The following is a 24365-nucleotide window of genomic DNA, read 5'->3' on the forward strand; positions in this document are numbered from 1 at the left end:
GAGTGACCACACCCCACTCCGGCACCGAGAACAGCTTGTGATGGGTCCGCGCAAAGAGGATCACCTGGCAGAGACCGCCGTCCCCGTTGCACTGGTTGTCGAAGTCGGCGTAGGTCGGGCTCGGCGGGTACTGGTCGTAGGTGTCGACCCCGATGACGTCGACGTACTGGTCACCCGGGTAGAGATCGAAGGCGCCAACCGACGTGGTCGAGCCGTGGGCGTTGAGGTTCCAGTCGATGCGGACCCGCGGGCTGGTGGCCTTGATCGCCGACGAGGCGTTGCGGAAGCACTGCACCCACTGCTGCGGGTCCGTGGCCGCCCACGCGAACCACAGCCCGTTGAACTCCCAGCCCAGCCGGACGAACGAGTCGCCCCGCCCCATGCTCACCAGCCAGCGGCCGAACTGCCGCCACTCGGCGTCGTAGCGGCCGGCCGCACAGTCGGCGAGGTTGCCCTTCTCCGGCCCTTGGTCTGGAAAGAGCGGCTGGCTGATGACCCATATGCCAGAGAAGCCGGCGAAGGTCGAGGCGTCGCGCCCGATCCAGGGCTCGACGATCGCCCGCCAGCTGGACCGCTCGGTGTACATGACGACGACGTCGTTGGGCCGGCCACGGAATTCCGCCCAGCGGTTCGCCTGCGCCAACGTGTGCGCGGCGACCCCCGTGGGAAACTCACCGGTCGTGGCGGCCCGCTGTACCCGGGGCGCGGTGACCGGCGGCTGGACCCCCGGTGCGGGCGAGAGGCCGGAGCCCGGCGACCGCGCGGGCGGCGACTGCGGCGGGGGCGGCGTCGGCGGGGCGGACGTCGGGCCGCCGGCCGCTGTGTCCGTGGGGTGTCCTCCGGAGGGCGCCAGAACCCAGGCGGTCAGGGCGGTCAGGGCGAGCACGACCGCGATCGAGACCGCGACGAGCGGGAGACGCGGGATTCGGCCGGCTCGGCCCCCGGGGCGCGCGGTGATCCAACCGGCGACGCGAGATGGACGACCCGGGCCAGGCCCACCGCCGTCGTCCGCCCGAACACGCGCGTCCGGTACCTGCCCGTCCCAGGCTGGGACGTCCCGGGCCGGCACGTCCCAGATCGACCCGTCCCAGGCCGGCACGCCTCGAGCCGGCACGCCCCAGGCCAGGACGTTCGTGTCCGGCGTGTCCAGCCCCTTACCGGCCGGGGCCTGCCGCCCGTGCCAATGGAACACGGTCGTGGTGACACCGTCCGAACGTGCCCGCGCTGGGTCCGCCCGGTCCCCGGCGGGGCCTGTGACCGGGCCGCCACGCGCGTCGCAAGAAGCACCGTTGCGGCGGATGTGGACCAGCTCGGTGGGGAACCCTCGCTGGGGGAACGGAGCATCCGCGTCGTCGTGTCACTTCGGCGACGGCGCAGCGGGAGCAGCCGGGCGTCCAGCCACTCGCCCCGGGACGGGGTCGGCATGCCGGCGCTTCCACCGGCGAGCCGCCGATCGGCCGAACGGGGCGGATCCGCCTCGGAGTGGCGCACCGTGCCGTCCTGGTCCGAGGATGGCGATCCGTCCACCGGCCAGCGGCCGGCCGGAGGGTCATCCGACCAGGAGCGCCCGCGCACCCGCATCACCCCAGTCGTACGTTTCTACCTATAAAGTCATTTTTACTCATGTAACGCAAAAGTACGGTCAAGGGCGGCACTCTCCCCGATCCGGTGACTCGCAACGAGATCCGCCATCACCGTCGACACCTGAGCCGAGACTCGTTCAGTAATCCGAGAGTGATCGCCAAACAGTAACAACCACTGACGAAGTGTGCCTTCGGCGGCCTCGGCTTATCACGCAGTGCAACGATCGACCATCCGTAGGCCAACCCTCCCGCTCCGAGAGAATCGTTCGACAGGCGCACCCGACCCACCGAAACCGTCATCCGGTCCCAGAGTCACCGGAGTCAGGGGAGTCACGGGAGTTACCGGAATCAGACGCATGGGAGGCCCGCGGGGTTGTGGGGTCTATGCCGCACGCGCGGGTTCGTAGGGACACCACCAGCCGGCAAAGGCCCATACGGTACCGTTGCCACGGGATCACGCCCGCACGCACGTTCGCGGGCGAGCAGCGACGTCCTCACCCGCGTGAGAACGCGCCGCCCGCGCAGCCGGACCGCCCGGTGGCTGCCCCCACCGGTCACGACCAGCCGGCCCGCGGGACGGCTGTCCCGGGTCGCCCGGAGCGCATCGCGGTCCCGCGACGACCAGGCCATCGACGCCCATCTGCCCCGAGCGCGTCCGGACCGGGGCATGAGCACGGGAGACGCAACAGCCTTGAGCATCGAGATCGCCCAGACCAGCGAGATTCCCGACGTGGCGGACATCCCCGTCGTGATCCTGTGCGGCGGGATGGGAACCCGGCTGCGGGAAGCCAGCGAGAAACTACCCAAGCCGCTGGTGGACATCGGCGGCAAGCCGGTGCTGTGGCACATCATGAAGACCTACGAGCACTACGGCTTCCGTAAGTTCGTGCTCTGCCTCGGCTACAAGAGCGATCTGATCAAGAACTACTTCCTCGCCTACCGTGCGCAGGTCGCCGACTTCACCCTCACGCTCTCCGACGACCACACCCCCCAGTTCCACAACACCGTGGGCGACGAGGCGTGGGAGGTGACCTTCGCCGAGACGGGCCTACTCACCGGAACCGGAGCCCGGCTGCGCCGGGTCGCCCAGTACCTGACCGGCCCGCGGTTCATGCTGACCTACGGCGACGGAGTCGGTGCCGTCGATATCGGCGCGGTGCTCGCCGACCACCTGGCGTCGGGGCGGATCGGGACGGTCACCGGCGTCCGGCCGTCGAGTCGCTACGGCGAGCTGACCACGGACGGCAACGCCGTCACCCTCTTCGCCGAGAAGCCGCCGCAGACCGGCTGGGTGAGCGGGGGATATTTCGTCTTCGAGCGCGAGTTCATCGACAAGTACCTCGACGACGACCCGGCACTGCTGCTGGAGCGTCACCCGCTGCAGCAGCTGGCCCGGGACGGTCAGCTGACCCTGCACACCCACGACGGATTCTGGATGGGTATGGACACGTTCCGCGACTGGACCGAGCTGAACCAGCTCTGGGATTCCGGTGCCGCGCCTTGGCGTGTCTGGGCCGGCTGAGGTTCCGGACGGGTCCAGCGATGAGCGATTCCTCCCGCGGCTCCGGCAGTCCCGAGCCGAATGGTTCCCCCCTGAGCGGTTCCGACCCCGGCAGCGCAAGCGAGTACGCGGCGACGGCAGGCGCCGACCCGGGTACGTGGCTGCACGACCTGGTCGCCACCCTGCTGCCCCCCGCGCGCAGTATCACCGGGGACGGTGTCCGCACGACGCTCGCCACCGTCGCGCGGGCGCTCGGCCCGGAGCCCGCGCTCACGGTGCACGAGGTCCCCAGCGGGACACCGGTCCTGGGCTGGACCGTGCCCCGGGAATGGAACGTCACCTCGGCCCGGTTGACCGGCCCGGACGGCAAGACCATCGTCGACGCCGCTGACAACCCGCTGCACCTGCTGGGGTACAGCACACCGGTCCACGCCCGGCTGTCCCTCGACGAGCTGCGCCCGCACCTGTTCTCGATGCCGGACCGCCCGGACTGGGTGCCCTACCGGACCTCCTACTACACCGAGAACTGGGGCTTCTGCCTGACCGACCGGCAGCTTGCCGCGCTGCCCGACGGCGAGTACGGCGTGGAGATCGACACCACCCTCACCGCGGGGTCGCTGACCTACGGCGAGATCATGCTGCCCGGGACCACGGACGACGAGTTCCTCATCACGACCCACACCTGCCACCCGGCGATGGCGAACGACAACTGCTCGGGCATCGCCACGGCCACCCTGCTGGCCCGCACCCTGGCCAGGCTGCCCCGCCGGCACACCTTCCGGCTGCTGTTCATCCCCGGCACGATCGGATCGATCACCTGGCTCGCGCGCAACCGCGACACCGTCGGGCGCATTCGGCACGGGCTGGTGCTGACCGGCCTGGGTGACCGTTCCGACCCGACCTACAAGCGCAGCCGGCGGGGTGACGCCGTCGTCGACCGGGCCGCGGCCGCGGCGCTCGCCGAGACCGGGCGGTCGCACCGGGCCATCGACTTCTCCCCCTACGGCTACGACGAACGGCAGTTCTGCTCCCCCGGCTTCGACCTGCCCGTCGGCCGGTTCGGGCGCGGCCAGCACGGCGACTATCCGCAATACCACACGTCCGCGGACGACCTCGACTTCGTGACCCCGGAGTCACTGGCCGACTCGTTCGCGATCCTGCTGCGGACGATCGCCATCTGCGAGCGCGACCGCATCTGGCGCAACACCGCCCCCTACGGGGAGCCGCAGCTCGGCCGGCGAGGCCTGTACCGCGCCATCGGGGCCACCATGAACCGCCAGGCGATCGAGATGGGCCTGCTGTGGGTGCTGAACCTGGCCGACGGCACGCGCAGCCTGCTCGACATCGCCGACCGCGCGGACCTGCCGTTCGACACCGTCGCGGCGGCGGCCGACGCCCTGGCGGGCGTCGATCTGCTCAGCGACGTCACCAGCGCCGCGCCCGCGGGAGCCCAGCGGTGACCGACACCGCTGTCGCCGTCACCAACGGCGCGGGGAGCACCGGGAACAGCGGCCCGGTCTGGACGATCGTGCTGGCCGGCGGCGGCGGCACGCGTTTCGGCGGGCCGAAACAGTTCTTCGACCTCGGGGGTGAGCCCCTGCTCGCCCACCCGGTCGCGGCAGCGCGGCCCGCCAGTGACGGCATCGCCGTGGTCGTCCCCGCCGCCCTGATCGGCCACTGGTCACCGCCGGACGGAGTGCGGGTCGTCGCCGGCGGCGCCACCCGGGCCGAGTCCGTCCGGGCGGGGCTGGCGGCCGTGCCCGCGGACGCCGGAATCATCGTGATCACCGACGCCGCCCATCCGCTCGCGACTCCCGCCCTGTACCAGCGGGTCGTCGACGAGGTCCGCGCCGGCGCCGACGCGGCCGTACCCGGGCTCCCGCTCACCGAGGTCGTCAAGGAGATCCACTCGACGGTGATCGACGGCCTCCCCGACGACACCCCCCGGTTGGTCACTGGGGCCTCGCTGCCGCGGGAGACGCACCGGCTCGTGCAGACCCCGCACGCCTTCCGGGCGGACCTGCTGCGCTCCGTGCACGCGGGGGCCCGCGAGGCCGTCGAGGACTCGGCGATGGTCGCCGCGGCCGGCGGCCTAGTCGTGGTCATCCCCGGCGAGCCGGCGAACATCCATGTCACCACGCCGGACGAACTCGCCATGGCCCGGCTGCTTCTCACCCATGTTCGTTCCGAGGGGGAACCTGATGAGTTCGGTACTGGTCGAGTCCACGCTGTCCGATGACGAGCGGCGGGCGAGGCTCTACGCCGGCGAGCTGTTCGTCTACGCGCCCAGGCCCGCGACGCGGGAGTTCGTCGAGTTCAGCCGCGCCCTGATCCGCGAGGCCTTCGGCGATCTCGACCCCGAGACGGCGCAGTACCACATGCCGGTCGAGGACTACGCGGCCCTGCTCGCCGAGCTGAAGCCACGGTTCATCCACCACCCCACCTGCAAGGAGCTGCTGCCGGCGATTCTCGCCGAGCACGGCTGCGACCTGTCGAAGACCTACTTCGACGTGCCCCGGCTGCGGACCTCGACGTCGGACGACTACCTCACCTCGGGCATCGCCTACGCCTTCCACCCACACCGCGACACCTGGTACTCGGCACCGTTCTGCCAGCTCAACTGGTGGATGCCGATCTTCGACATCGTGCCGGAGAACGCCATGGCCTTCCACCCGCGCTACTTCTCCCAGGGCGTGAAGAACGGTTCCCGCGACTACGACTACTACGAGTGGAACGCGAAGAACCGGGCCGACGCCGCGAAGCACATCAAGTCCGACACTCGCAAGCAGCCCAAGCCCGAGGAGGAGGTGGAAATCTTTCCGCAGACCCGGGTGGTCGCCCCCTCCGGCGGAATAATGATCTTCTTGGCGGCCCAGCTGCACTCCTCGGTGCCGAACAACTCCGGCCGCACCCTGTTCAGCATGGACTTCCGCACCGTCCACTTCGACGACGTGGTCAACCACGTCGGAGCGCCAAACGTCGACGCGGAGTGCACCGGCACGACCATGCGGGACTACCTGCGTGGCACCGACCTGAGCCGGATCCCCGAGGACATCTGCCTGACCTACGACACCGCGCCGCCGCGGGAGGACGCGGTACTGGTGTTCTCCCACCAGAACGTCTGATGGCGGCCCCGAACGGATCGGGCGCGGGCGCAGGCGCGGACGGCCCGGCGGCGGACGAGGTTCCGCTCGCCGGGCAGGTCGCTGTGGTGACCGGTGCATCGAGCGGCATCGGCCGGGCCACCGCGCTGCTGCTGGCCTCGGACGGAGCCACCGTCCTCGCGCTTGGGCGCGACCAGACCCGGCTCGACGCCCTCGGCAAGGAGGCAACCGGGCCAGGCACCCTGACGCCGGTGTGCCTCGACCTGACCGACGACGCGGCCGTCGTCGCGTTCACCGCCGAGGTCACGGGCCGCTACGGCCGCGTCGATCATCTGGTGCACAGCGCCGGCGCCTACGGAAGCGCCCGGGTGGACGCCGTGTCGTTGGCCGATCTCGACGCCCAGTACCTCGCGAACGTCCGGGCACCGTACGCGCTCACCCAGCGACTGCTGCCGGCGCTGCGGGTCGCCGGGGCCGACCGCGGCGCCGACATCGTCATCGTCAACTCCACCCAGGGCATCCGGGCCGGCGCGGGCACCAGCGTGTTCGCCGCCACCCAGCACGCCATGCGGGGGTTCGCCGACAGCCTGCGCCAGGAGATCAACGCCGACGGCATCCGGGTGACTACCATCCATCTCGGCCGTACGGCGACCCCGCGGCAGGAGGCGATCTACGCCCGGGAAGGCCGTGAGTACGCGCCCGAGCTACTCGTCCAAGCGGCCGACGTGGCCGATCTCGTCGATTACCTGATCCGACTCCCACCCACCGCGGAGATCACCGAGCTACACCTGCGGCCGGCGAAGAAAAGCTACTGACGCGCTCCCGCTGCGCAACGACTCGGGGCCCGTGGGCGCGCCAGAGCCCACAGGCCCCGAGGCCTAGAAGTCCGCCGACGGCACGATCCCGGCCTCGGGACCAGGACCAGATCCTGCACAACCGCCACAACGGCGATGATGACCGGTCCGAACCCGAGGCAGACCAAAATCGAATATCACCGCGGCGATGACGCCGTCCTGGTACGACAAACGCGCGTCACCGCCAGGCGGGTTCCCGAGCTGGGTCCCTCATGGCGGCACCGATCTACACGGATGCAAACCGATGGCTGTCGGGTCAGACGACCGCTATTATCCACCGCCCGCGCCGGGTTCGAAGAGCCCCCACCAGCTGGCTGCGAGACGTGACGAAGACGCAACCGTGCGCTCCGGAAACGGCACGGAGACCGCCTTGCGAGACGGCACGAGGGCCCCGGATACACTGAACCGCCCGCGCCGTCCGCCCGTCGCGCCAGCTATCCGACGTGCCGACGTGCCGATGGGCTTCCATCGCCGGGCCCCGCCGCCGGGCGCGGCGCCCGGGAGCCCACTGACCAGGAACGGGGGACGGGAACCAGTGGTCACCACCACGCTCACGACCAAGATTCCACGGTCGTGGGTGATCCCGACCCAGGAGGCCGGCAGCGAGAAGTCGGTCAACGACGCCACCCTCCGGATGCTGACGATTCTGCTCTTCTGCGAGATCTTCCTGCAACGGATCGCTTTCCCGGTGGGCAGTTCACAGGTTCAGGTAATCCTGCCGATCACCTATGTCTGCGCAGCCTTGATGCTGCGGCGCGGAGGTCTGACGTACAACTCCGGCCGGGTGACCACCTACCTCGTCGCGATGACGGCATGTTCGGCCTCGGCACTCGTCTCCTTCCTCCAGCAGAACGACGACACGTCCTTCACCTCGTTGTTGCTGCTGCTGGCGACATACGTGCCGTTCCTCTTCGGCCTGCGCGGCGCGGACGCCCGCGCTCTCCTGCCCCGGTTGCTGGACCGTTTTCTGATCATGATCACGGTGCTCGCCGGTCTCGCCCTGTTCCAGTTCGCCATTCAGCTCGTCGGCGTTCCATACACCGACGTCGTCAAGAACGTCGTGCCGCCGCAGTTCCTGATGCAGGGGTTCAACACGTCCTACCCCGTGCAGTATGGCTCGTCACTGTACAAGTCGAACGCCTTCATCTGCCTCGAGGCGTCGTTCTGCTCGCAGTTCCTCGGCTTCGGTATCGTGGTCTGCACACTGCGTAACGGCGGCTGGTGGCGCATGATCATGTTTGTGCTGGCCATCCTGAGCACCGTTTCTGGCACCGGTCTGCTCCTGCTGGCCTGCGCGGGCGTCCTACTGGCCGTTCACAAGGGCGCCCGATTCGCGCTCACCGCCCTGCTCGGGGTGAGCCTCGTGGCGCTGATCATCAGCTTCACCCCGGCGTCGGATATCTTCGCCGCGCGTGCCACGGAGACGTCCTCATCGACGTCTAGCGGCAGCCTGCGCTTCGTCCAGCCGTACCAGCGGACCTGGGACGCGCTCGGCAGCGATCCGATGACGGTGGCGTTCGGCTGGGGGCCCGGGTTCGCCGACCGGGACGCCGCCGCCTTCTACCACCGCACCGGACTGCCGCTGAACTACGCCCTCCTACCCAAGCTGATCCTCGAGTACGGCGTCGTCGGGACCACCGCGTTCATCGGTCTGGTGGTAGCGATGTTCGTACGCGGCTCGCAGTCGTTCGTGCTCTCCGGATCTGTGTTGATCTTCTATAGCGTGCTGTCCGGAGGCCTGCTGGCCCCGGTCGTCACCGGGCTCGGCCTCCTGCTCGTCACCTGGTTCACGGTGACCCCAGAGGAGGCCGTCAGGCTCCAAGGGGATCCGGGAGCGTCGTCACCGCCGCTCCCACCGGCTCCCGTGCCGGGCCGGTCCTTCGCCGCGATCTGACCCACGGCACGCGCGCGACCGCACCACATCGCGCGGATGGCGCCGTCCACACAGACCGCCGCCCCACCCGTGCTCGCCGCGCCCGCCGACGGTCGCCGCGGGTCCCCGTGTCGAGCCACCGAAGGATGGACTAACGGTTCCGCTCGCCTCACCATCGCGATGGCCGGCGCTGGGACCGGGACCGGGCATACCACGAGGAGCCGGTACGACAAAAAGCCGGACGGTCAGATTACGCTGACCGCCCGGCTCGTCATACCGGCGTTGCGCCTCCTAGAATCCAGAGCCGTCTAGAATGAATCAGGGAACCTCGGGGCCCCCGGACCCTCGCGGCTACGGGCTGTCCTAACGCTTGCCGGGGCGGGCGTAGCGGTCGGTGGCCTCCGAGTCCACGCCGCCGCCCCGCTTGCTCACCGGAGCCGAGTCCCCCACCGGGGAGTTGGAGGTGATGGTGTCGACCGACGAACGACGCTCCGGGGCCGCCGCGACGGCCCGGCGGATGCCGGTCCGGCCGTCGTGCACGACGCCCACAACTCGCTCGGCGAGCGCCGGCCAGTCCCGCGGCACCTGCTCGAGCTCCTTGAGACTGGTTTCGGTGGAGGTGATGACCACGACGGCGTCGGCCTGGATGGCGGAGGCCGCGGTCATCGGCAGCTCGGCCAACGCCGAGGTGACGAGGATGACGAGGTCGACGACCGGCGCCCGGTCGGCGAGGATCGGGGCGAGGCCACCGGGCCGGGCGGCCCGGGCCGGCGACACTCGGTTGTAGAGGATGTGCCCCCGCCCGGTGCCGGACGAGCGTGCCAGGCAGGTCGGCTCGTGCGCCCAGCGAGGCAGCTCCCCGGAGGTCGCCCGGGGCAGTCCCTCGAGAACTCCCCGCACCTCGGACGACGGCGAGGTGTCCAGGATCAGGACGACGCCCTGATCATCGGACCAGGCCGCGGCCACGGAGGCGACGAGGTCGGCGGTCAGGTCCCCCCGCGACGCCGGGGTGAACGCGACCACCTTGCTCGTCGGGGACATCACCGCGGACATCGCCGAGACCAGGGTCTCGGCCGCGCTGGCGGTGGTCCGTCCCGGCTCCAGGACTGCGATCAGCGGCACGCCCAGGGTGTCGGACGGGTTGTGCGGGTCGAGGATCGTGGGCCGGCGCTGATACATGATCCAGATCGCCGCGATCGAACCGAGCAGCCCGACGATCGCAGCGACCAGCGTGTTACGGAACAGGTTCGGCCCGCTCTGGCCCCCGGCGACGGGCGGCTCGGCCAGTTTGATCGACGTGCTCGCCAGCGCGGAGGCGGTGCGGGCGGTGGCGATCTGCGTGTTGAGGTTCGCGATCTGCGTGTTGCGGACGGTGTTGTCGACGCTCCCGGCAATACCGGCTCCCTGACCCGCGGCGGCCTGCTCCGCCACCAGCCCGTCACGTAGCTTGATCATGGCGCTGATATTCGCCTGGCTGTTGGGGCCGTAAGTCGTCAAGAGCTTGCTGTAGGCATCCTCGGCCGACTTGACCAGCGCGTCCGCCCCCTGCTGGCTCGAGCCCTTCCCCTCGATGACGAAGAAGTAGCCCTCGTCGGACGGCGAGGTGCTGAGCCGGGCGGCGACGTCCACCTCGGGCAGCTTGAGTTCCTTCGCGATCTCCGCGACGGCCGCCGAGGACTGGGCGAACTGCGCCTGGGTCTGCACGAAGCGGGTCGCGTCGACCGAGTTGGCACCGAGCGTGCCCGAATCCGTCGAGAGGAAGACCCGGGCACTCGACCGGTAGGTCGCCGTCTGCGTCTTGGAGTAGGCGGCCGCCAGAGCCGCGAAGATGACCACGACGATGGCGACGACCAGCAGCCGTGGCTGGAGGATACGAAGCAGGGACGGGGCGGAGGGAGCCCGGCTGGTCTCGTTGCCCGCCTGCACGTTGCGACTCATGACGCACCCGCCACGGACTCAGAACGAGCGGACCGGGCCCGCATCCGGATCGGAGTGCCGGTGAGACGACGCAACGACTCCTCCAGCGGGACATGAAGCGAACTCAATGTGGCCCCCCACAGGAGCATCCGGCCCGATTGCCGGACCACGGTCTAGATCTGACGGAGCCGACTTGTGAGCATAGCCGATAGCGGATAGTAAACGGTCTATAGCTATGACTGACGCCGCACGGACGCTCAGGTGCCCCGCCCACCACGCCGCGATCCGGTTCCGCGACCAGGCCGGCGAGGGCCGTGCTCCGGAGCGACATCCACATCCTCGACATCATCCACGGGATCCATTCGATGGTCAGATTCGCCGGCGTTCGACCGTCTCGACCGGCGTGCGTCGCTCATCCCGGCCCGGCGCGGGCGCGGCAACTCTCGTCCTCCCGGCTCCGCCGGGGCGGGAGCAGGCCCGGAGCCGCTCCGCGCCGCCCGCTCCGCGTCCCGTAGCGCGGCCTGCTCCACGTCGTGCTCCCGACCGAGCCGGCGGAGCAGTACAAACCACACCGGTGCAATGGACCAGAAAGCGATGTTATAGCCGACGACCGCGCCCCGCGCGCCCCCGACAAGCAACCCAATGATGGGAAAACCAAACAACATTGGCGCAAAGGCTGCATTGACCCGGAATGTGATCTTAGTTTTTCCGAGTGCGTAGACCATACATGCCGGTCCGACCGCGACCGATGCGGCCAGATAGTGCAGGATTGACAGCCCCAGGATGTTCTTGACGCCATCCCACGAGTCGCCCAACAACACCTGACCGTAACGTTCCGGAAGGAGGTAGAAGATCAGGCTCCACGCCGTGCCAATGGCGAGGACGAGGGCCGAGAGAGCGTAGGCGGCGCGCTCCCGGGCGTGGCGGGTCATGGAGGTCCGCTTGGAGAACTCCGGCAACGCGAAGCTCACGACCCCCACCCCGACCACCGTGGTCGGGGCGAGCAGCGTGCGCGCGCCTTGCAGGGCGCCCACCGTCGCCAGCGAACCCACCGCTCCGATCACCAGCAGCGAGGTCTGCATCGCGCCCTGGACAGTGATGAACTCCGCCGCCAGGTAGGCGGAGTTCGACTTGTTCCTGCGAAGCCATCGAAGGGTCTCGCCGGGCGACGGCCAGAAGCCGGCCTGGGCTATCCCCAGCAGGGCCGCGACGAGAGCCGAGGCCCCCCAGGCGAGCAGCAGCGGCGGGGATGCGGTCACACCGCGGTGGATGAGCAGGAAGATCCCGAGGATCTGGACGACCGCCCAGACGGTGTCGTTGACGAAGGCGCCGAAGGGCTTCCCCATCGCGAAGAAGACATAGCGCCACGCATCCTGCAGCAGCAGGCCGGGCAGCACGAGGCCCATCGCCGACAACGACGACCCGACCGGGCCGCCGAGCAGCAGGCCCAGGCCGACGAACGTGATTCCCACGGCCACGCCGAAGACGAACGACGAGCCGGTGGTGGCGGTGGCCGCCGCCCGGAAGTCACTCCGGGTGACACTCGAGTAGAACATGCTCAGCGGCATGCAGCTCCCGGCACGGACCAGGCCGATGACGATGGAGAACAACGTGTACGCAATACCGAACGCGCCGTACTCGACGTCGCTGACCTGATGGGCAATCAGGAACGAGATCGCGGCGTTCGTCGCACTGGAGACGGCCTGGTCCATCAGCGTCCAGATCGCCTTCGACCTGGCTCCGCCACAGCCGCCGGAACCCTCGCCGCCCGGACCCTCGCCGCCGGTCAGATCGTCCGCCAGGCCCTCGGCCCCGTTAGCGGGCCCCGGCCCGAAGGACGCGGCCGCGGCACGCTCGCCGCCGCCCGCCGCGGCGAGCCTTCGTCGATCGCGGGACCGCGCGGCGCCCGCCCCGGGAGATCGGCCGTCACGCCCGGCGGGGGGCTGCCGCGGAAAGATCTGCGTGCTCTCCGGGTCGGTCTCGTCGGTTCGGCGCGCCCGCCGGTCCGAGCGGCGATGCCGGGGAGCCTGCCCCTCGACCCGATGGAGGAGCTCGGTCTTCTCCGCCCGCAACCGGCGTTGCAGCGCGCTCAGGTCCATCGTGGCGGTGACGACGCCGGGCGGTGGCTCGCCGGCCCCCGGACGGACAGGGGGCGTCACCGGGCGGGATGGCGGCTGGGACAGGTGCGGGTCGCCGACGGGCGGCTGGATCGCGGGCCCGGACGGCCCGGGCCCCGGCCGCGGCGCCGGAGCGGGCTGCGGGCGGACCGGCCCCGTGACCACCTCGAAACCCTCGCCGGGTCGGCGGTCGCCACGGCGTTCGGACCCTTCGCCGGGACGTTCGGTCCGCTCGCCGGGACGCTGCCCGGTCGCCCGCGCGGGGCGCTGCGATCGTGGCACGTACCGGGTCTCGTCAGGGGAACCCTCGGATGGAGAGTCGTCCTCCCCACCCGGGGCTCTCAGGTCCCCGTCGCTGTCCGTCATACCCGCTCTCCCGACCAGCCCGACCGGCTCGGCCAGCCCAGCGAGCAGGGTCCGCACAACCGCGGACGGAAATAACGACGGCCTGAGACCACGATGGGTTGCCTACAGCACTACGGGCCGGGGAACCGGCACGATGAAGGAGCCGCCGCGCGCGGCGTACTCGGCCTGCTGGGCGATGATCTCCTTCTTCACGTTCCACGCGAGCAGCAGCAGGTAGTCAGGCTGCCGCTCCAGCAGGACGGCGGGATCGAGGATCGGCAACCGGGCGCCGGGCAGGTACCGGCCCTGCTTGTGGATGTTGCGATCGACGACGAAATCGAGCAGGTCGGTGCCGATGCCGCTGGAGTTCAGCAGGGTCGCTCCCTTGGCCGCCGCGCCGTAGGCGGCGATGGTCCTACCGTCGGCGCGCAGCGAGCGCAGCAACGCCACCAGCTCGTCCTGCACGGTGCGGACGTCGTCGCCGAAGCTGGCGTACCGGTCGAACGTGTCGAGCCCGGCGGCCCGCTCGGCGTCGAGCACCGCCGCCACCGACTCGGCCGGCTCCGCGGCGGCGGTGTGCTGCATGCTCCACCGCAGGGTGCCGCCGTGCAGCTCGGGGAACTCCTGAACGCCGACGAGCGCGAGGCCGTGCCGGCGCATCAGGACGTCGACCGCGATCGTGGAGAAGTAGCAGAAGTGCTCGTGGTAGACCGTGTCGAACTCGGTGTGGGCCAGCAACGCGCCGACCCCGGGGTTCTCGACGTCGACGAGGCCGCCGTCGGCGAGCAGGATCGAGAAGCCCTCGACGAAGCTGTTGAGGTCCGGGACGTGGGCCATCACGTTGTTCGCGATGATCACATCGGCCTTGCGGCCCTCCGCGACGAGCTGGCGGGCGAGCTCCGCGCCGAAGAACTCCTCGCGGGTCGGCACGCCCGCCTCCCGGGCGGCCGCGGCCGGGCCGGGGGTCGGCTCGATCCCGAGGACCGGGATGCCCCGCTCGACGAACGCCTTCAGCAGGTAGCCGTCGTTGCTGGCGACCTCGACCACCAGGCTGTCCGGCCCGAGGTTGCGGCTCGCGATCAGGTCGATCACGTGCTTCTCCGCGTGGCGGACGAGCATGTCGGAGAACGAGGAGAAGTAGGGATAGTCCTCGTCGAAGATCTCGGACACCGGCAGCTCGTGGGTGAGCTGCACGAGTGCGCAGGCCTCGCAGAAGCCGACCTCAAGCGGGAACGACGGATCGGTCGCGTCGAGGGCGTCGGCGCGCACCAGGCGGTTGGCGATGGGGGTGGACCCCAGGGAGAGGAACAGGCGCGGGGCCGGTCCGCCGCAGGACCGGCAGGCGGTTACCGCCGTGGCGAGGCCGCCGGGAACATCCTGCTTCTGGGTCGCGTCGGCCTCGGCGGTGCCACTACCGCGCTGGGCCGGGGTTGCGGATGACATGCGTTCCCCTAGGTGAGGTGTCGACATCGATCTTCACGATCTGGTGGACGGGAATGGCTGTGCCAGCCGGCCGCGAGGCCGAACGAGAGGCCGAACGACATGATGACCGCCCATCCGACCAGAAGGACGCGACGGTCCCGCGAACGACATGATCTTCGTGAAGCCGGGACGGGCCGCCACGCCGCCGGGCGATCGCCGGCGAAGGCACGGAGGAGAGCGCGAACCCCGGGCGTGCGGGCACCGGTCATCGGCCGGACACCCGCCACCCACCGCCGCAGCGGCGACCGCCGGACGAGCGCTCGTTTCCGTCGGCGAGATGCCACCGCCGGCACCGCCGACGGCAGCCCGATGATTTTCCGGCGAAGATCGGCGGTCACGGGTGCTGCGCACGCCGGGTCATGCTAGCCGGTGGACACCACCCCCCACATGACCCACAGTCGCCGAGAGGAAGCCGTGGCACCACCCTCCGACCACGGGATGCCTCCCCGCGCCCGCCCCCGTTCGCGGGCAACACCCCACGCCCCGCCCACTTTTCCCTGCCAGCATTGATTTTCACTGGTGGAGCGGGGCCCTCGCCCGACGGTTGGCCGAACCGGGGGCGACGGATTCAGGCTGTCGCGCCGACCTCGCCAAATGTGTGAGCTACATCACGCTGAATGCCGGAAGACCCGGGTGGCACGGCGTCGCCGGACGGTCCGGCCTGGCCCCCGGCCGGACCATCGCCGGCCAGCAGCGGCCAGGCACGGTCCTTGTCGGAGATCACCGAGACGGGCAGCGGCCAGACGATGCCCAGCCGCGGGTCGTCGAAGCGCAGCCCACGGTCGTGTCCCGGCGTGAACGGGACGTTCATCTGATAAGTCGCCTCGGTGGAGTCGACGAGCGTCTGGTACCCGTGCGCCAGGCCCGCGTCGATGAACAGCGCCCGATGGTTGTCGGCCGAGAGCTCCACCGCCACGTGCCGCAGATAGGTCGGCGAGTCCGGGCGGGGATCGATGACGACGTCGAGCAGGGCGCCGCGGGTGCAGCGCACCAGCTTGGTCTCCCGCACCGGCTCCCCCGCCCAGTGCATCCCGCGGACGGTGCCCGCGGAGGCGTTGTAGGCCACGCTGCACTGGGCGACGTCGACCGTGAGCCCCGCGGCGGCGAACTCGCCGGCACAGAACGTACGCGCGAACATGCCGCGGGCATCGGAGAACGGCTCGACATCGACGATCATCACCCCGGCGATCGGCGTCGACGTAATGATCATGGATGGGCCCAGAACAGGTCGGTGTCGAGCTGGCCGGTGCGGATCAGGTACTGAAGCTGCTTGAGCCGGGTGTGCCCGCGGCCGGTAAACGTCTCGTTGTCGAGCTGGATGCGGGTGAAGACGTCGTGCAGCTGCTGGGCGCCCCTGAGCGCGTTCCAGTCGCAGGAGAAGCCGGGCAGGGTGGAGGCGATCTTGTCGAACGACACCCGGTAGCTGCGGTTGTCGCTGCCGTTGTCACCGAAACTCAGCGTGCAGCCGGTGAACACCGTGGCAACCGCGTCCGCGATCTCCTTCACCTGGTAGTTCTGCTCGCTGTCGCCGACGTTGAAGATCTGGTTGTGCACGATGCCGCGCGGTGCGGTCAGCACCAGGCGGATCGCCTTCGCGATGTCGAGCCCGTGGACCAGCGGGCGCCACGGGGTGCCGTCCGAGGTCATCGCGATCTCGCCGGTGGTCCAGGCCACCCCGGCCAGGTTGTTGAGCACGATGTCGAAGCGCTGCCGCGGGGAGGCACCGTAGGCGGTGGCGTTGCGCAGGAAGGTCGGCGAGAAGGTGTCGTCCGCCAGCGGGGCGACGTCACGCTCCACGTAGACCTTGCACTCGGCGTAGGGGGTCTGCGGGTTCACCGGCGAGGCCTCGGTGACGTCCGCACCGGTCGCGACGCCGTAGACGCTGCAGGAGGACATGTAGACGAACCGTTCGACGCCGGCCTGCTTGGCCAGCTTCGCCAGCCGGACCGAGCCGACGTGGTTCACCTTGTACGTCACGTCCGGGGCGAGCGCGCCGAGCGGGTCGTTGGACAGCTCCGCCATGTGCACGACGGCGTCGACCCCCGCGAAGTCCTCGACCGTGAGATGGCGGAGGTCCTTGTCAAGGGTCAACGGGGTCCGGTCGACGCCGCGGTACAGCCAGCTGTACTTGTAGTAGCCGGTGTCCACCCCGATGACCTCGTGGCCATCACGCAGCAGCTCGGGCGCGAGCAGGCATCCCAGGTACCCCTCCGTGCCCGTCACGAGCACCTTCATCCGCGAGTCCTCCCCATCTCGGCAACGGCACAGGTCGGGTCCAATCGGACACCGGCGTTCCGGCCTCAAACCGTACCGAGTCGATCCCACGAGCCGGTCGCCGACATCCCGCAGTGGCGCGTCGGCGGTCTCAGCGTGCCGGCGGACGCGTCACCCGGACGGTCTCAACGCACCGGCGGGCGCATCACCCGCGCGGGAGCGGCGAAGACGGTCGAGCCCGCCGGCACGTCCGTCATCACGATCGAGCCCGGGCCGATCTTGGCGTCGTCGCCGATGCTGATCGCCCCGATGAGATGGATCCCGGGGGCGAGTTCGACCCGCTTGCCGACCTTCGGCACGTCCCGCGGGTCCGCCGTACCGCTCGCGTAGCCGATGGTCAGGTTGTGCCGCAGGGTGCAGTCGTCCCCGATCACGCAATGCGGCGGGATGAGGATCGCCTGGTGATGGCCGATGTGGACCCGGCGGCCGAGCCGCGCCTGCTCGTCGAGCTCGGCCCCATACAGGTTACGGATGATCATTTTGTTGACCACCTTGTAGAAGACGGTCACGATCCCGCGGACGGGCCGGCTCCGGGTGCGCCGCCACTGCCCGATGCGATAGACGGCGAGCACGTGCAGGCCCGGGTGGGCGAACGATTTGTAGTGCCGGCGCCAGTCCTCCTGCAGGATCTCCCACAGCCCGAGGTCGGAGGCATCCCGGGTGTCCTGATCGCCGGCCGTGCCATCGAAGATCTGCCGCAGTCGCTCCTGCACCATCAGCGGGGCACCTCTTCCGTCTTGCGGTCCCGCAGCCACGGCTGGGGGAGCACCTGGGGGGACAGCCCGGCCACGGCGCCGGACGGCTCGGCCACGACGACCCGGATGAGCCCAGGCGGCAGGTACGGTGACCGCGCATCACGGCTCCAGTACGTCGTCTCCGCAGCCGAGGTGATCCCGTCCGGAGGTGCGGGCACCACCCCGGCTGATCTCCCGGCCGGCAGCGTCACCGGCGCCGGGTCGACCCGCCCTACCCGCTCGAAACCGAGCCGTTCGTAGAGGCCGGCCACCAGAACGTTCTTCGCCGACGGCCGGTAGTGCCCGGTCACGCGGGCGAGGCCGCGGCGGCGGGCCTCGGCGAGAACAAGCGCGGCAACCTCGTCCTCGAGGGTCCGGCCGATCACCCGGCAGCTCATCAGCCAGGTGTCGATGTCCAGCGCGCCCGCCGACTCCACCGCGATGACCACGGCGACCAGACCGTGGTCGGCGAACCGGTCGGCGAGCCGGACACAGAACACCGCCGTGCCGGGGTCGGCGGCCAGCCGCTCGATCTCAGCGGCGCCCCGGCGGCGACCGGTCAGGTTAAACTGGTTGGTCTTGCCGACCAACTGGGCGACCCGCGGCAGGGTCATGTCGTCGAGCGGGACTACGGTGGTGGTCATGTCCAGCCCGCGGTGGAAGTCCTCCAGCGAGGTCGCCGCCGCCGCGGCGGCGGCCGTCTCGGCCCGGGCCCGGTACGCGGCGGTGCGCGCGGCGTCCTCGGCCGTGAGGGCGGTGGCCTCGAAGAAGGGGTAGTCCGCCAGCGCCCGGACGTAGCCGTGCGGATCGGCGGGCAGCGCCACGACGTCCACCTCGGGAACGAGCTGGCGGACGACCTCGCGTTCGGCCGGGTTGTCGTCGACGAAGACCAGCGCGTCGAGGCCGAGGCCGAGCGCGGCGGCGATCCGGCGGATCTGCGTCGGCTTGTCGTCCCAGCAGGCACTGAACACCGCGATGTCATCAAGGCCGAGCCGCATCCCCGGATGACGCTCGAACGCCTCCCGGGCGTCGGCGTCGTTGTTCTTGGAACAGACGGCGAGCACGACCCCGCGGGCCTTCAACTCGGCGACGTACGTCTGGAACGCGGCGAACGCCTCCCCGACGGCGCCGTCGCCGAGCGCGATGCCGGCCAGGCCGTCCTCCCCGAGCACGCCGCCCCACAGGGTGTTGTCGAGGTCGAGGACCAGGCACTTCCGGCTCGTTCCCAGCTGGGCCCCGATCACCGCGGCGGTGTGCCGGGCCAACAGCGGCACCTGCGCGAGCGACACCGCCTGCTTGGACCGGTGCCAGTACCGCGCGTCAAACCAGGCACGCTTGCCCACGTCGGCGGCGAGCCGCTCGCAGTCGACGAAGGCGACCCCGTCGCCCCGCTGGCCGGACACCCGGCCGAGTTCGGCGTTGACCCGCGCGAGCATCGTCGGCCGGGAGCCGGGAACCCGCAGCGCCAGATGGCCGAGCGCGACCTCGCCGGGGATGGCGAAGGTGTGCTGGACGATCCGGGCCCCGCACCGATTTATGATCATGTCCCACAGCGACGTCCAACGCTCGACCTCGGTGGCCACCGCGGCGGCTGGGTCGTCGGCGACCGCCGGCAGGGCGGTCTCCCCAGCGTGCACCGCGAGCACGACGACGTCGGGCCGGAACCGGTAGAGCTCACTCGCGGGGTCCAGGATCTCCTGGCGGTACTGCCCGTAGCCGCATTCGTAGACCTCGACGGCGACCCCGGCTCGCGCCGCGGCCAGCGGCAACAGCGCGGCGAACTGCGATGTCGTGTAACTGCCGAGCACGGCCACCCGCGCGGACCTCGGCAGCGGCGCGACCCGCGGCAGGACGCGGCGCAGCACGCCGGCAACGGCCGACCAGGCACCGAGATCGCTGCCGGCGTCGGTGAGCGCCAGGGCCCACCGCACGGCTCCGGCGTCGTCGCCGACCCGCTCGTGCGCGACGGCGAGATCACGGCACAGCGCCGCGGCCGGGATCTCGCTCATGGCGGCGCGCGCGGTCAGCTCGGCGATCCGCGGGTGTCCCGGCGGTGACGCGACGCCCTCGCCGACGCCTGTGCCGACGTCCCTTCTATCGGTCATTGCTGCGGCCCCTCCCGGTGCGACTCTTCGCGGCGCCCATACGCACTTTCTCGGCACTCTACCGTCACGTAAGTGTTGATACGCGACGGAGCGGCCATCAGGCCAAGGCGGCAGCCGGGGACGCGAGGAGCGTGCCGCGGTCCGTGGAGGTTGCGCGTCGATCGGGACCGGGACCGGGGAGGCGGTCACCCGGCAGCGGCACGCCCCACCGGGCATCGGCCGTCTCCTGCGCCGTCGAAGGCGCTGAAGCCGGGAAAACCACAGCTGAAGCCGAGAAAACCACGCCGGGCCATCCGGACGAGCTACCTGCTTGGTAACAGTGGTCTGCCTAGACCATGCAATGTGGAAAACTTCCTCAAACAGGGCGCGTAACCGGACACGATCAGCCACGCCCGCCGAGCGGTAGCCCCGGAGGCAGGACCCCCTCATGCACCACCGCGCCATGCTCGGCCTGCTGGTCGGCCTCGCGCTGCTGGTCGGCCTCGTGATGACGACCGCTCCGGCCGGCGCCGTCGTCCCGCCGCACGCGGCCGGGCCCGACCCGGCTCCGATCGCGCCCGCCCGAGGCTCGCAGTGGTACCACGCTGTCCTGGGACTCGCCCAGGCACACCGGATCAGCCAGGGCGCGGGCACGGTGGTGGCCGTCATCGACGGCAGGGTCGACGCCAGCCAGCCCAAGTTGTGGGGTCAGCTGCTTCCCGGTACCGGTATCGGTCCCGGGGCGGCGCGGGACGGTTGGCGCGACAATGATCCGAACGGGCACGGCACCGCCATGGCGGGCATCATCGCCGGTCGCAACGACAACGGCCGGCCCGAGGTCCGCGGCATCGCCCCGGCCGCCAAGATCCTGCCCGTCTCGACCGGCGCCGAGGCGAACTCGGAGAAGGTCGCGATCGGCATCCGCCGGGCGGTCGATCTGGGCGCCGACGTCATCAACCTTTCCCTGGGCTCGACGGGGGCGGCGACCCCGGACGAGGAGAAGGCGGTCGGCTACGCCCTCGCGCACGACGTGGTGGTGGTCGCCTCGGCGGGGAACGTCGAGTCCGGCGACACCGCGATCAACTCCCCCGCCAGCATCCCGGGAATGGTCGCGGTGACCGGATCGACGGCCGCTGATGGTTTCTGGCGGGAATCGGCCCGCGGGCCGCGGGCCGTCATCGCCGCGCCGGCCCCCGGTATCCGGGCCCCCGTCCCGACCAGGGTCTCCCCGGACGGCCTGGACACCGGGGGCGGTACCTCGAACTCCGCGGCGATCGTCGCGGGCGTTGTCGCCCTCATCCGGGCCGCCCAGCCGGACCTGGACGCACCCAACGTCATCGATCGGCTCGTCTACACCGCGCGGGATGCGGGCCCTCCTGGCCGCGACGATGAGTTCGGCTTCGGCATCGTCGACCCCGTCGCGGCGCTGACCCGGGCCGTGCCGGTGGTCAGGACCAATCCGCTGCTGTCGGAACCGACGCGCTGGGGGGTGGGCGGACCCGCGCCGGCCGCCGGCCGCATCATGCCCGGCGGGCAGGCCCGGGGATCCGCCGACGACGCGACGACCCACGGGGACGACGCCACGCTCACGAGCACCGGTCCGACGAGCACCGGTCAGATCGGCGCAGCCGGCCCGGGCTCGTCGGAACTCTCGCCACTGGCCTGGGCCGCCGGGCTCGGCATCGCGGCCTCGCTGGGCGTCCTGCTCGGGATCGTGACACATCTGCTGTACGCCTGGCAGCGCGCGGCGCGGGCGGGGCCGGGCCGCACGGGCAGCCGCGTCCGCCCGCACTCCCCTACCGGGTGATCTCGCCGTGACACGGTGGACCGGCGCGCCACTTTTACCATGGGCCCATGACACACGCGCTCCTGGACGAGCTGTCCTGGCGTGGACTCCTCCACGACAGCACCGATCCCGCCGAACTGCGGGAGCACCTCGACAGCGGACGGCGGCGCTGCTACATCGGCTTCGACCCGACGGCCCCCTCGCTGACGATCGGCAACCTGCTGCCGATGACCCTGCTGATCCGGGCCGCACGGGCGGGGATCGGCGCGGTCACCCTGTTCGGCGGTGGCACGGGTCTGATCGGCGACCCGTCGGGCAAGTCGGTGGAACGCAGCCTGCTCACCGCCCAGGAGGTACGGACAAACATGCTCGGACAACAGGAGATCATGGAATCCGTCTTCGCCCGGGCCTTGGACTCCGGCCAGCTCCCGCAGTTCGTCGACAACGCCGACTGGCTCGGCGGACTCGGGATGATCGAATTTTTGCGGGACGTCGGCAAGCACTTCCCCGTCACCGAGATGGTCCGCCGTGACTCGGTGCGCCGGCGGCTGGACGATCCCGATCTCGGCCTGACCTACACCGAGTTCAGCTACTCCCTGCTCCAGGCGTACGACTTCCGCCGCCTGTGCGAGGACCACGGGGTCACCCTCCAGATGGGCGCCTCCGACCAGTGGGGCAACATCGTCGCCGGGATCGACTACGTACGGCGGGTGCTGCGCACCCAGGTACACGGGCTGACCTGCCCGCTGCTGCTGCGTTCGGACGGCACGAAGTTCGGCAAGTCGGAGAAGGGAGCGGTCTGGCTCTCGGCCGACCGCACCTCGCCCTACACCCTGTACCAGTTCGTGATCAATCTGTCTGACGACGAGGCACGCCGGTTCGCCCTGTTCTTCTCGCTCATCGACCGTGAGCCGCTGGAGCGGCTGTTCGCCGAGCACGCCGAGGCTCCGGGCAGGCGAGCGTTGCAGCGTCACCTGGCGCGGGAGATCACCGCACTGGTGCACGGCCAAGCCGCGGTCGACGCGGCCGAGGCGGCGTCGGCAGCGTTGTTCAGCGGGGACGTGAAGGCGATCGGCGCGGATCTGCTCTCCGGCGTCTTCGCCGACGTGCCCACGGTCGAGGAGCCAGCCGCCCGGCTCGAGGAGGACGGCTGGCCGGTCGTCGATCTGCTGATCACCACCGGCCTCGCCAGCAGCAAGCGGGATGCGCGCGAGCACCTGGGCAACCGTGCGGTCCTGGTGAACGGGGAACGGGTCGGCGTGGAAGCCACCGTCGGGACCAAGGATCTGCTGCACGGCTCGGTCATCCTGGTCCGCCGCGGTCGCCGGGAATGGCGGGTAGCCCGCTTCACCTGAGCCCGGGACCACCGAGTTCACTTCCCTACCTGTCCAGAGGGACGAATCGGACAGCCAGCCCGCTGAACAGGCAGGGAACGAACGAGGGAACGGGCGCGGCTACTTGGCCGGCGGCCCGACCAGCAGGCCCTTGATATATGCGGCGTGCTCGTCAGCCACTGCCTTCCTGCCCCGGGCTCGAGAGAGCACCGTACGTCCGGCGTAGCCGGCGACGAGCATCGAGCGCATCACGTTCACCCGGGCCGGCGCATTGTGCTTACGTAGATAACGCACCATGGACGCACCGCGCATCTGCAGCATCCACGTCTTACCGGCCCCGGAACCTCCCGCCCCGTGGGGTACCAGCAGATCGGTGCGCAGCTTCTGCCGCAGCCCCGCCTCACGGATCGCCCGGCCGAGCGCCATGTCCTCGTTGTAGACGTAGAACGTCTCATCGAAGGCACCTAGTTCGAGGAAGGTGGACCGGCGGACCGCCATGCAGGCGCCGGTCAGCCACTCGGGGTTCATCGGGCGGCCCGGTGTCGGCCGGGCGAACAGCGCCGAGCTCGGCGCCACCTTGTGCGCTCCCAGCACGTGCAGCAGCACCCGGCGGGGCGTCGGCTCCCAGCCGCCGTTACCGAGCTCGGGCTTGTCGTCGTGCCCCTTCATGGTGGCCGCGCTGGTCACCAGTTCGGGATCGGCGATGAGGTCGTCGACCAGCGTGTCGATGACCTCCACGGCGGGCCGGCTGTCCGGGTTGCCGAGCACCACGTACTCGTAGCGCGACGAACGGATGCCCATGTTGGCGGCCTTCGCGAATCCCTTGCCGCCGCCGGAGTCAAGGTAACGGCTGTTGGGCCGGCCCGCGATCAGCTCGTCAACGCGGTCGACGCCCTCGGCGTTATCGATGATCACAATCGGCATGTCCAACGGAAGGGTCGCAAAGAGCTGCTCGAGCTGGCCACGGCTGTGAAAACTGACCAGTACCAGCTCGTACTGCCACCTGGACCAGTTGGGCTTCTCGACGGACATGGCGGCACGCTCCTCACTGCGTGTGCTGACGCGCACTCAGGTGGATGTCCACGCCTCGTGCGGTGTTGCGGTCCTGCGGTCCTGCGGTCCTGTACCACACGGTATTCCCGCCCCAGGGCGGGATGGTATTTCGATAGGCGTAGCCGGTGACGGGCCGAGGTGGGTTCTCCAGCCAAAGCCGGTTCCGACCGGCGTCAGCGGCGTCAGTTGCCGGACTGGGTCAGTTGCCGGCCGGGGCCAGCTCGGTCGGCGGGCCGGGCGGCGTCGTCTGCCCCGGTGGCGGGACCGGCCCCGTGGGCGCCGGTGACGTCGCGGAGGCCACGGCCGGCCGCTCCGGCTTGGGCC

General features: G+C 70.4%; 17 protein-coding genes. 8 read left to right on the plus strand and 9 right to left on the minus strand.

All coding sequences use genetic code 11. From position 1 onward, the window contains the following. The coding region (locus tag AC08OT_RS08115; protein WP_476602691.1) for a glycoside hydrolase family 26 protein at positions 1-1192 on the minus strand (1192 nt) is incomplete at its 3' end. A gap of 1058 nt (positions 1193-2250) precedes the next feature. Here AC08OT_RS08115 and AC08OT_RS08120 point away from each other — a divergent pair. The 6 genes from AC08OT_RS08120 (at position 2251) to AC08OT_RS08145 (ending at position 8936) form a co-directional block, all read left to right on the plus strand. Further along, positions 2251-3105 (plus strand): glucose-1-phosphate cytidylyltransferase, encoded by an 855-nt coding sequence (locus AC08OT_RS08120; protein ID WP_462202737.1) that lies wholly within the window; start codon positions 2251-2253, stop codon positions 3103-3105. Positions 3106-3125: 20 nt separating this feature from the next. Next, the gene (locus AC08OT_RS08125; protein ID WP_476602692.1) at positions 3126-4544 is read left to right on the plus strand and encodes a DUF4910 domain-containing protein; all 1419 of its coding nucleotides are present in this window, start codon (positions 3126-3128) and stop codon (positions 4542-4544) included. Next, positions 4541-5323 (plus strand): IspD/TarI family cytidylyltransferase, encoded by a 783-nt coding sequence (locus tag AC08OT_RS08130; protein WP_476593092.1) that lies wholly within the window; start codon positions 4541-4543, stop codon positions 5321-5323. Before AC08OT_RS08125 ends, AC08OT_RS08130 begins: the two co-directional genes overlap by 4 nt. After that, a complete protein-coding gene (locus AC08OT_RS08135; RefSeq protein WP_476593091.1) occupies positions 5286-6209 on the plus strand; it encodes a hypothetical protein in 924 nt (307 codons plus the stop codon). Before AC08OT_RS08130 ends, AC08OT_RS08135 begins: the two co-directional genes overlap by 38 nt. Beyond that, positions 6209-7003, plus strand: a complete 795-nt coding sequence (locus tag AC08OT_RS08140) for an SDR family oxidoreductase (protein WP_462188840.1) — start codon at positions 6209-6211, stop codon at positions 7001-7003. The genes AC08OT_RS08135 and AC08OT_RS08140 overlap by 1 nt, the downstream gene beginning before the upstream one ends. A 574-nt stretch (positions 7004-7577) precedes the next feature. Further along, on the plus strand, positions 7578-8936 hold the full coding sequence (locus AC08OT_RS08145) for a hypothetical protein (protein ID WP_476594816.1): 1359 nt from the start codon (positions 7578-7580) through the stop codon (positions 8934-8936). A 342-nt stretch (positions 8937-9278) separates the two neighbouring features. Here the strand turns inward: AC08OT_RS08145 and AC08OT_RS08150 are convergent, their stop codons facing one another. From AC08OT_RS08150 to AC08OT_RS08180, 7 genes are all read right to left on the minus strand, one after another. Then, positions 9279-10853 carry a Wzz/FepE/Etk N-terminal domain-containing protein gene (locus AC08OT_RS08150; protein ID WP_476593090.1) on the minus strand — a complete coding sequence of 525 codons (1575 nt, stop codon included), beginning with the start codon at positions 10851-10853 and terminating at the stop codon, positions 9279-9281. A 236-nt stretch (positions 10854-11089) separates the two neighbouring features. Continuing rightward, positions 11090-13315, minus strand: coding sequence for a hypothetical protein (locus tag AC08OT_RS08155; RefSeq protein ID WP_476597071.1), 2226 nt, complete (start codon positions 13313-13315; stop codon positions 11090-11092). A gap of 102 nt (positions 13316-13417) precedes the next feature. Then, positions 13418-14737, minus strand: a complete 1320-nt coding sequence (locus AC08OT_RS08160; RefSeq protein WP_476593088.1) for a methyltransferase domain-containing protein — start codon at positions 14735-14737, stop codon at positions 13418-13420. Positions 14738-15344: 607 nt separating this feature from the next. Beyond that, the gene (locus AC08OT_RS08165; protein ID WP_476593484.1) at positions 15345-15986 is read right to left on the minus strand and encodes a dTDP-4-dehydrorhamnose 3,5-epimerase family protein; all 642 of its coding nucleotides are present in this window, start codon (positions 15984-15986) and stop codon (positions 15345-15347) included. After that, a complete protein-coding gene (locus AC08OT_RS08170; RefSeq protein ID WP_476593483.1) occupies positions 15983-17011 on the minus strand; it encodes an NAD-dependent epimerase/dehydratase family protein in 1029 nt (342 codons plus the stop codon). Before AC08OT_RS08170 ends, AC08OT_RS08165 begins: the two co-directional genes overlap by 4 nt. Before the next feature lie 164 nt (positions 17012-17175). Beyond that, positions 17176-17766 (minus strand): serine acetyltransferase, encoded by a 591-nt coding sequence (locus tag AC08OT_RS08175; RefSeq protein WP_476593482.1) that lies wholly within the window; start codon positions 17764-17766, stop codon positions 17176-17178. Then, entirely contained in the window at positions 17766-19889 is a 2124-nt protein-coding gene (locus AC08OT_RS08180; RefSeq protein ID WP_476593481.1) for an HAD-IIIC family phosphatase, read from the minus strand. Before AC08OT_RS08180 ends, AC08OT_RS08175 begins: the two co-directional genes overlap by 1 nt. Before the next feature lie 427 nt (positions 19890-20316). Between AC08OT_RS08180 and AC08OT_RS08185 the strand changes: the two genes are divergently transcribed. Both AC08OT_RS08185 and tyrS read left to right on the plus strand, forming a co-directional pair. After that, the gene (locus AC08OT_RS08185; RefSeq protein WP_476602693.1) at positions 20317-21675 is read left to right on the plus strand and encodes a S8 family serine peptidase; all 1359 of its coding nucleotides are present in this window, start codon (positions 20317-20319) and stop codon (positions 21673-21675) included. 47 nt (positions 21676-21722) lie between these two features. Next, positions 21723-23009, plus strand: a complete 1287-nt coding sequence (gene tyrS / locus AC08OT_RS08190; protein ID WP_476593479.1) for a tyrosine--tRNA ligase — start codon at positions 21723-21725, stop codon at positions 23007-23009. A 99-nt stretch (positions 23010-23108) separates the two neighbouring features. On the opposite strand, the gene AC08OT_RS08195 is transcribed toward tyrS, so the two are convergent. Then, positions 23109-24020, minus strand: coding sequence for a glycosyltransferase family 2 protein (locus AC08OT_RS08195; RefSeq protein WP_476593478.1), 912 nt, complete (start codon positions 24018-24020; stop codon positions 23109-23111). Between the last annotated feature and the right edge of the window lie 345 nt (positions 24021-24365).

Source organism: Frankia sp. CgJB1, assembly GCF_977947065.1.

Coding starts and splice junctions, on each gene's coding strand:
- AC08OT_RS08120 (WP_462202737.1), top strand. CDS start 2,251: ATGAGCACGGGAGACGCAACAGCCTTGAGCATCGAGATCGCCCAGACC.
- AC08OT_RS08125 (WP_476602692.1), top strand. CDS start 3,126: ATGAGCGATTCCTCCCGCGGCTCCGGCAGTCCCGAGCCGAATGGTTCC.
- AC08OT_RS08135 (WP_476593091.1), top strand. CDS start 5,286: ATGAGTTCGGTACTGGTCGAGTCCACGCTGTCCGATGACGAGCGGCGG.
- AC08OT_RS08140 (WP_462188840.1), top strand. CDS start 6,209: ATGGCGGCCCCGAACGGATCGGGCGCGGGCGCAGGCGCGGACGGCCCG.
- AC08OT_RS08150 (WP_476593090.1), bottom strand. CDS start 10,853: ATGAGTCGCAACGTGCAGGCGGGCAACGAGACCAGCCGGGCTCCCTCC.
- AC08OT_RS08155 (WP_476597071.1), bottom strand. CDS start 13,315: ATGACGGACAGCGACGGGGACCTGAGAGCCCCGGGTGGGGAGGACGAC.
- AC08OT_RS08160 (WP_476593088.1), bottom strand. CDS start 14,737: ATGTCATCCGCAACCCCGGCCCAGCGCGGTAGTGGCACCGCCGAGGCC.
- AC08OT_RS08165 (WP_476593484.1), bottom strand. CDS start 15,986: ATGATCATTACGTCGACGCCGATCGCCGGGGTGATGATCGTCGATGTC.
- AC08OT_RS08170 (WP_476593483.1), bottom strand. CDS start 17,011: ATGAAGGTGCTCGTGACGGGCACGGAGGGGTACCTGGGATGCCTGCTC.
- AC08OT_RS08175 (WP_476593482.1), bottom strand. CDS start 17,766: ATGGTGCAGGAGCGACTGCGGCAGATCTTCGATGGCACGGCCGGCGAT.
- AC08OT_RS08180 (WP_476593481.1), bottom strand. CDS start 19,889: ATGACCGATAGAAGGGACGTCGGCACAGGCGTCGGCGAGGGCGTCGCG.
- AC08OT_RS08185 (WP_476602693.1), top strand. CDS start 20,317: ATGCACCACCGCGCCATGCTCGGCCTGCTGGTCGGCCTCGCGCTGCTG.
- tyrS (WP_476593479.1), top strand. CDS start 21,723: ATGACACACGCGCTCCTGGACGAGCTGTCCTGGCGTGGACTCCTCCAC.
- AC08OT_RS08195 (WP_476593478.1), bottom strand. CDS start 24,020: ATGTCCGTCGAGAAGCCCAACTGGTCCAGGTGGCAGTACGAGCTGGTA.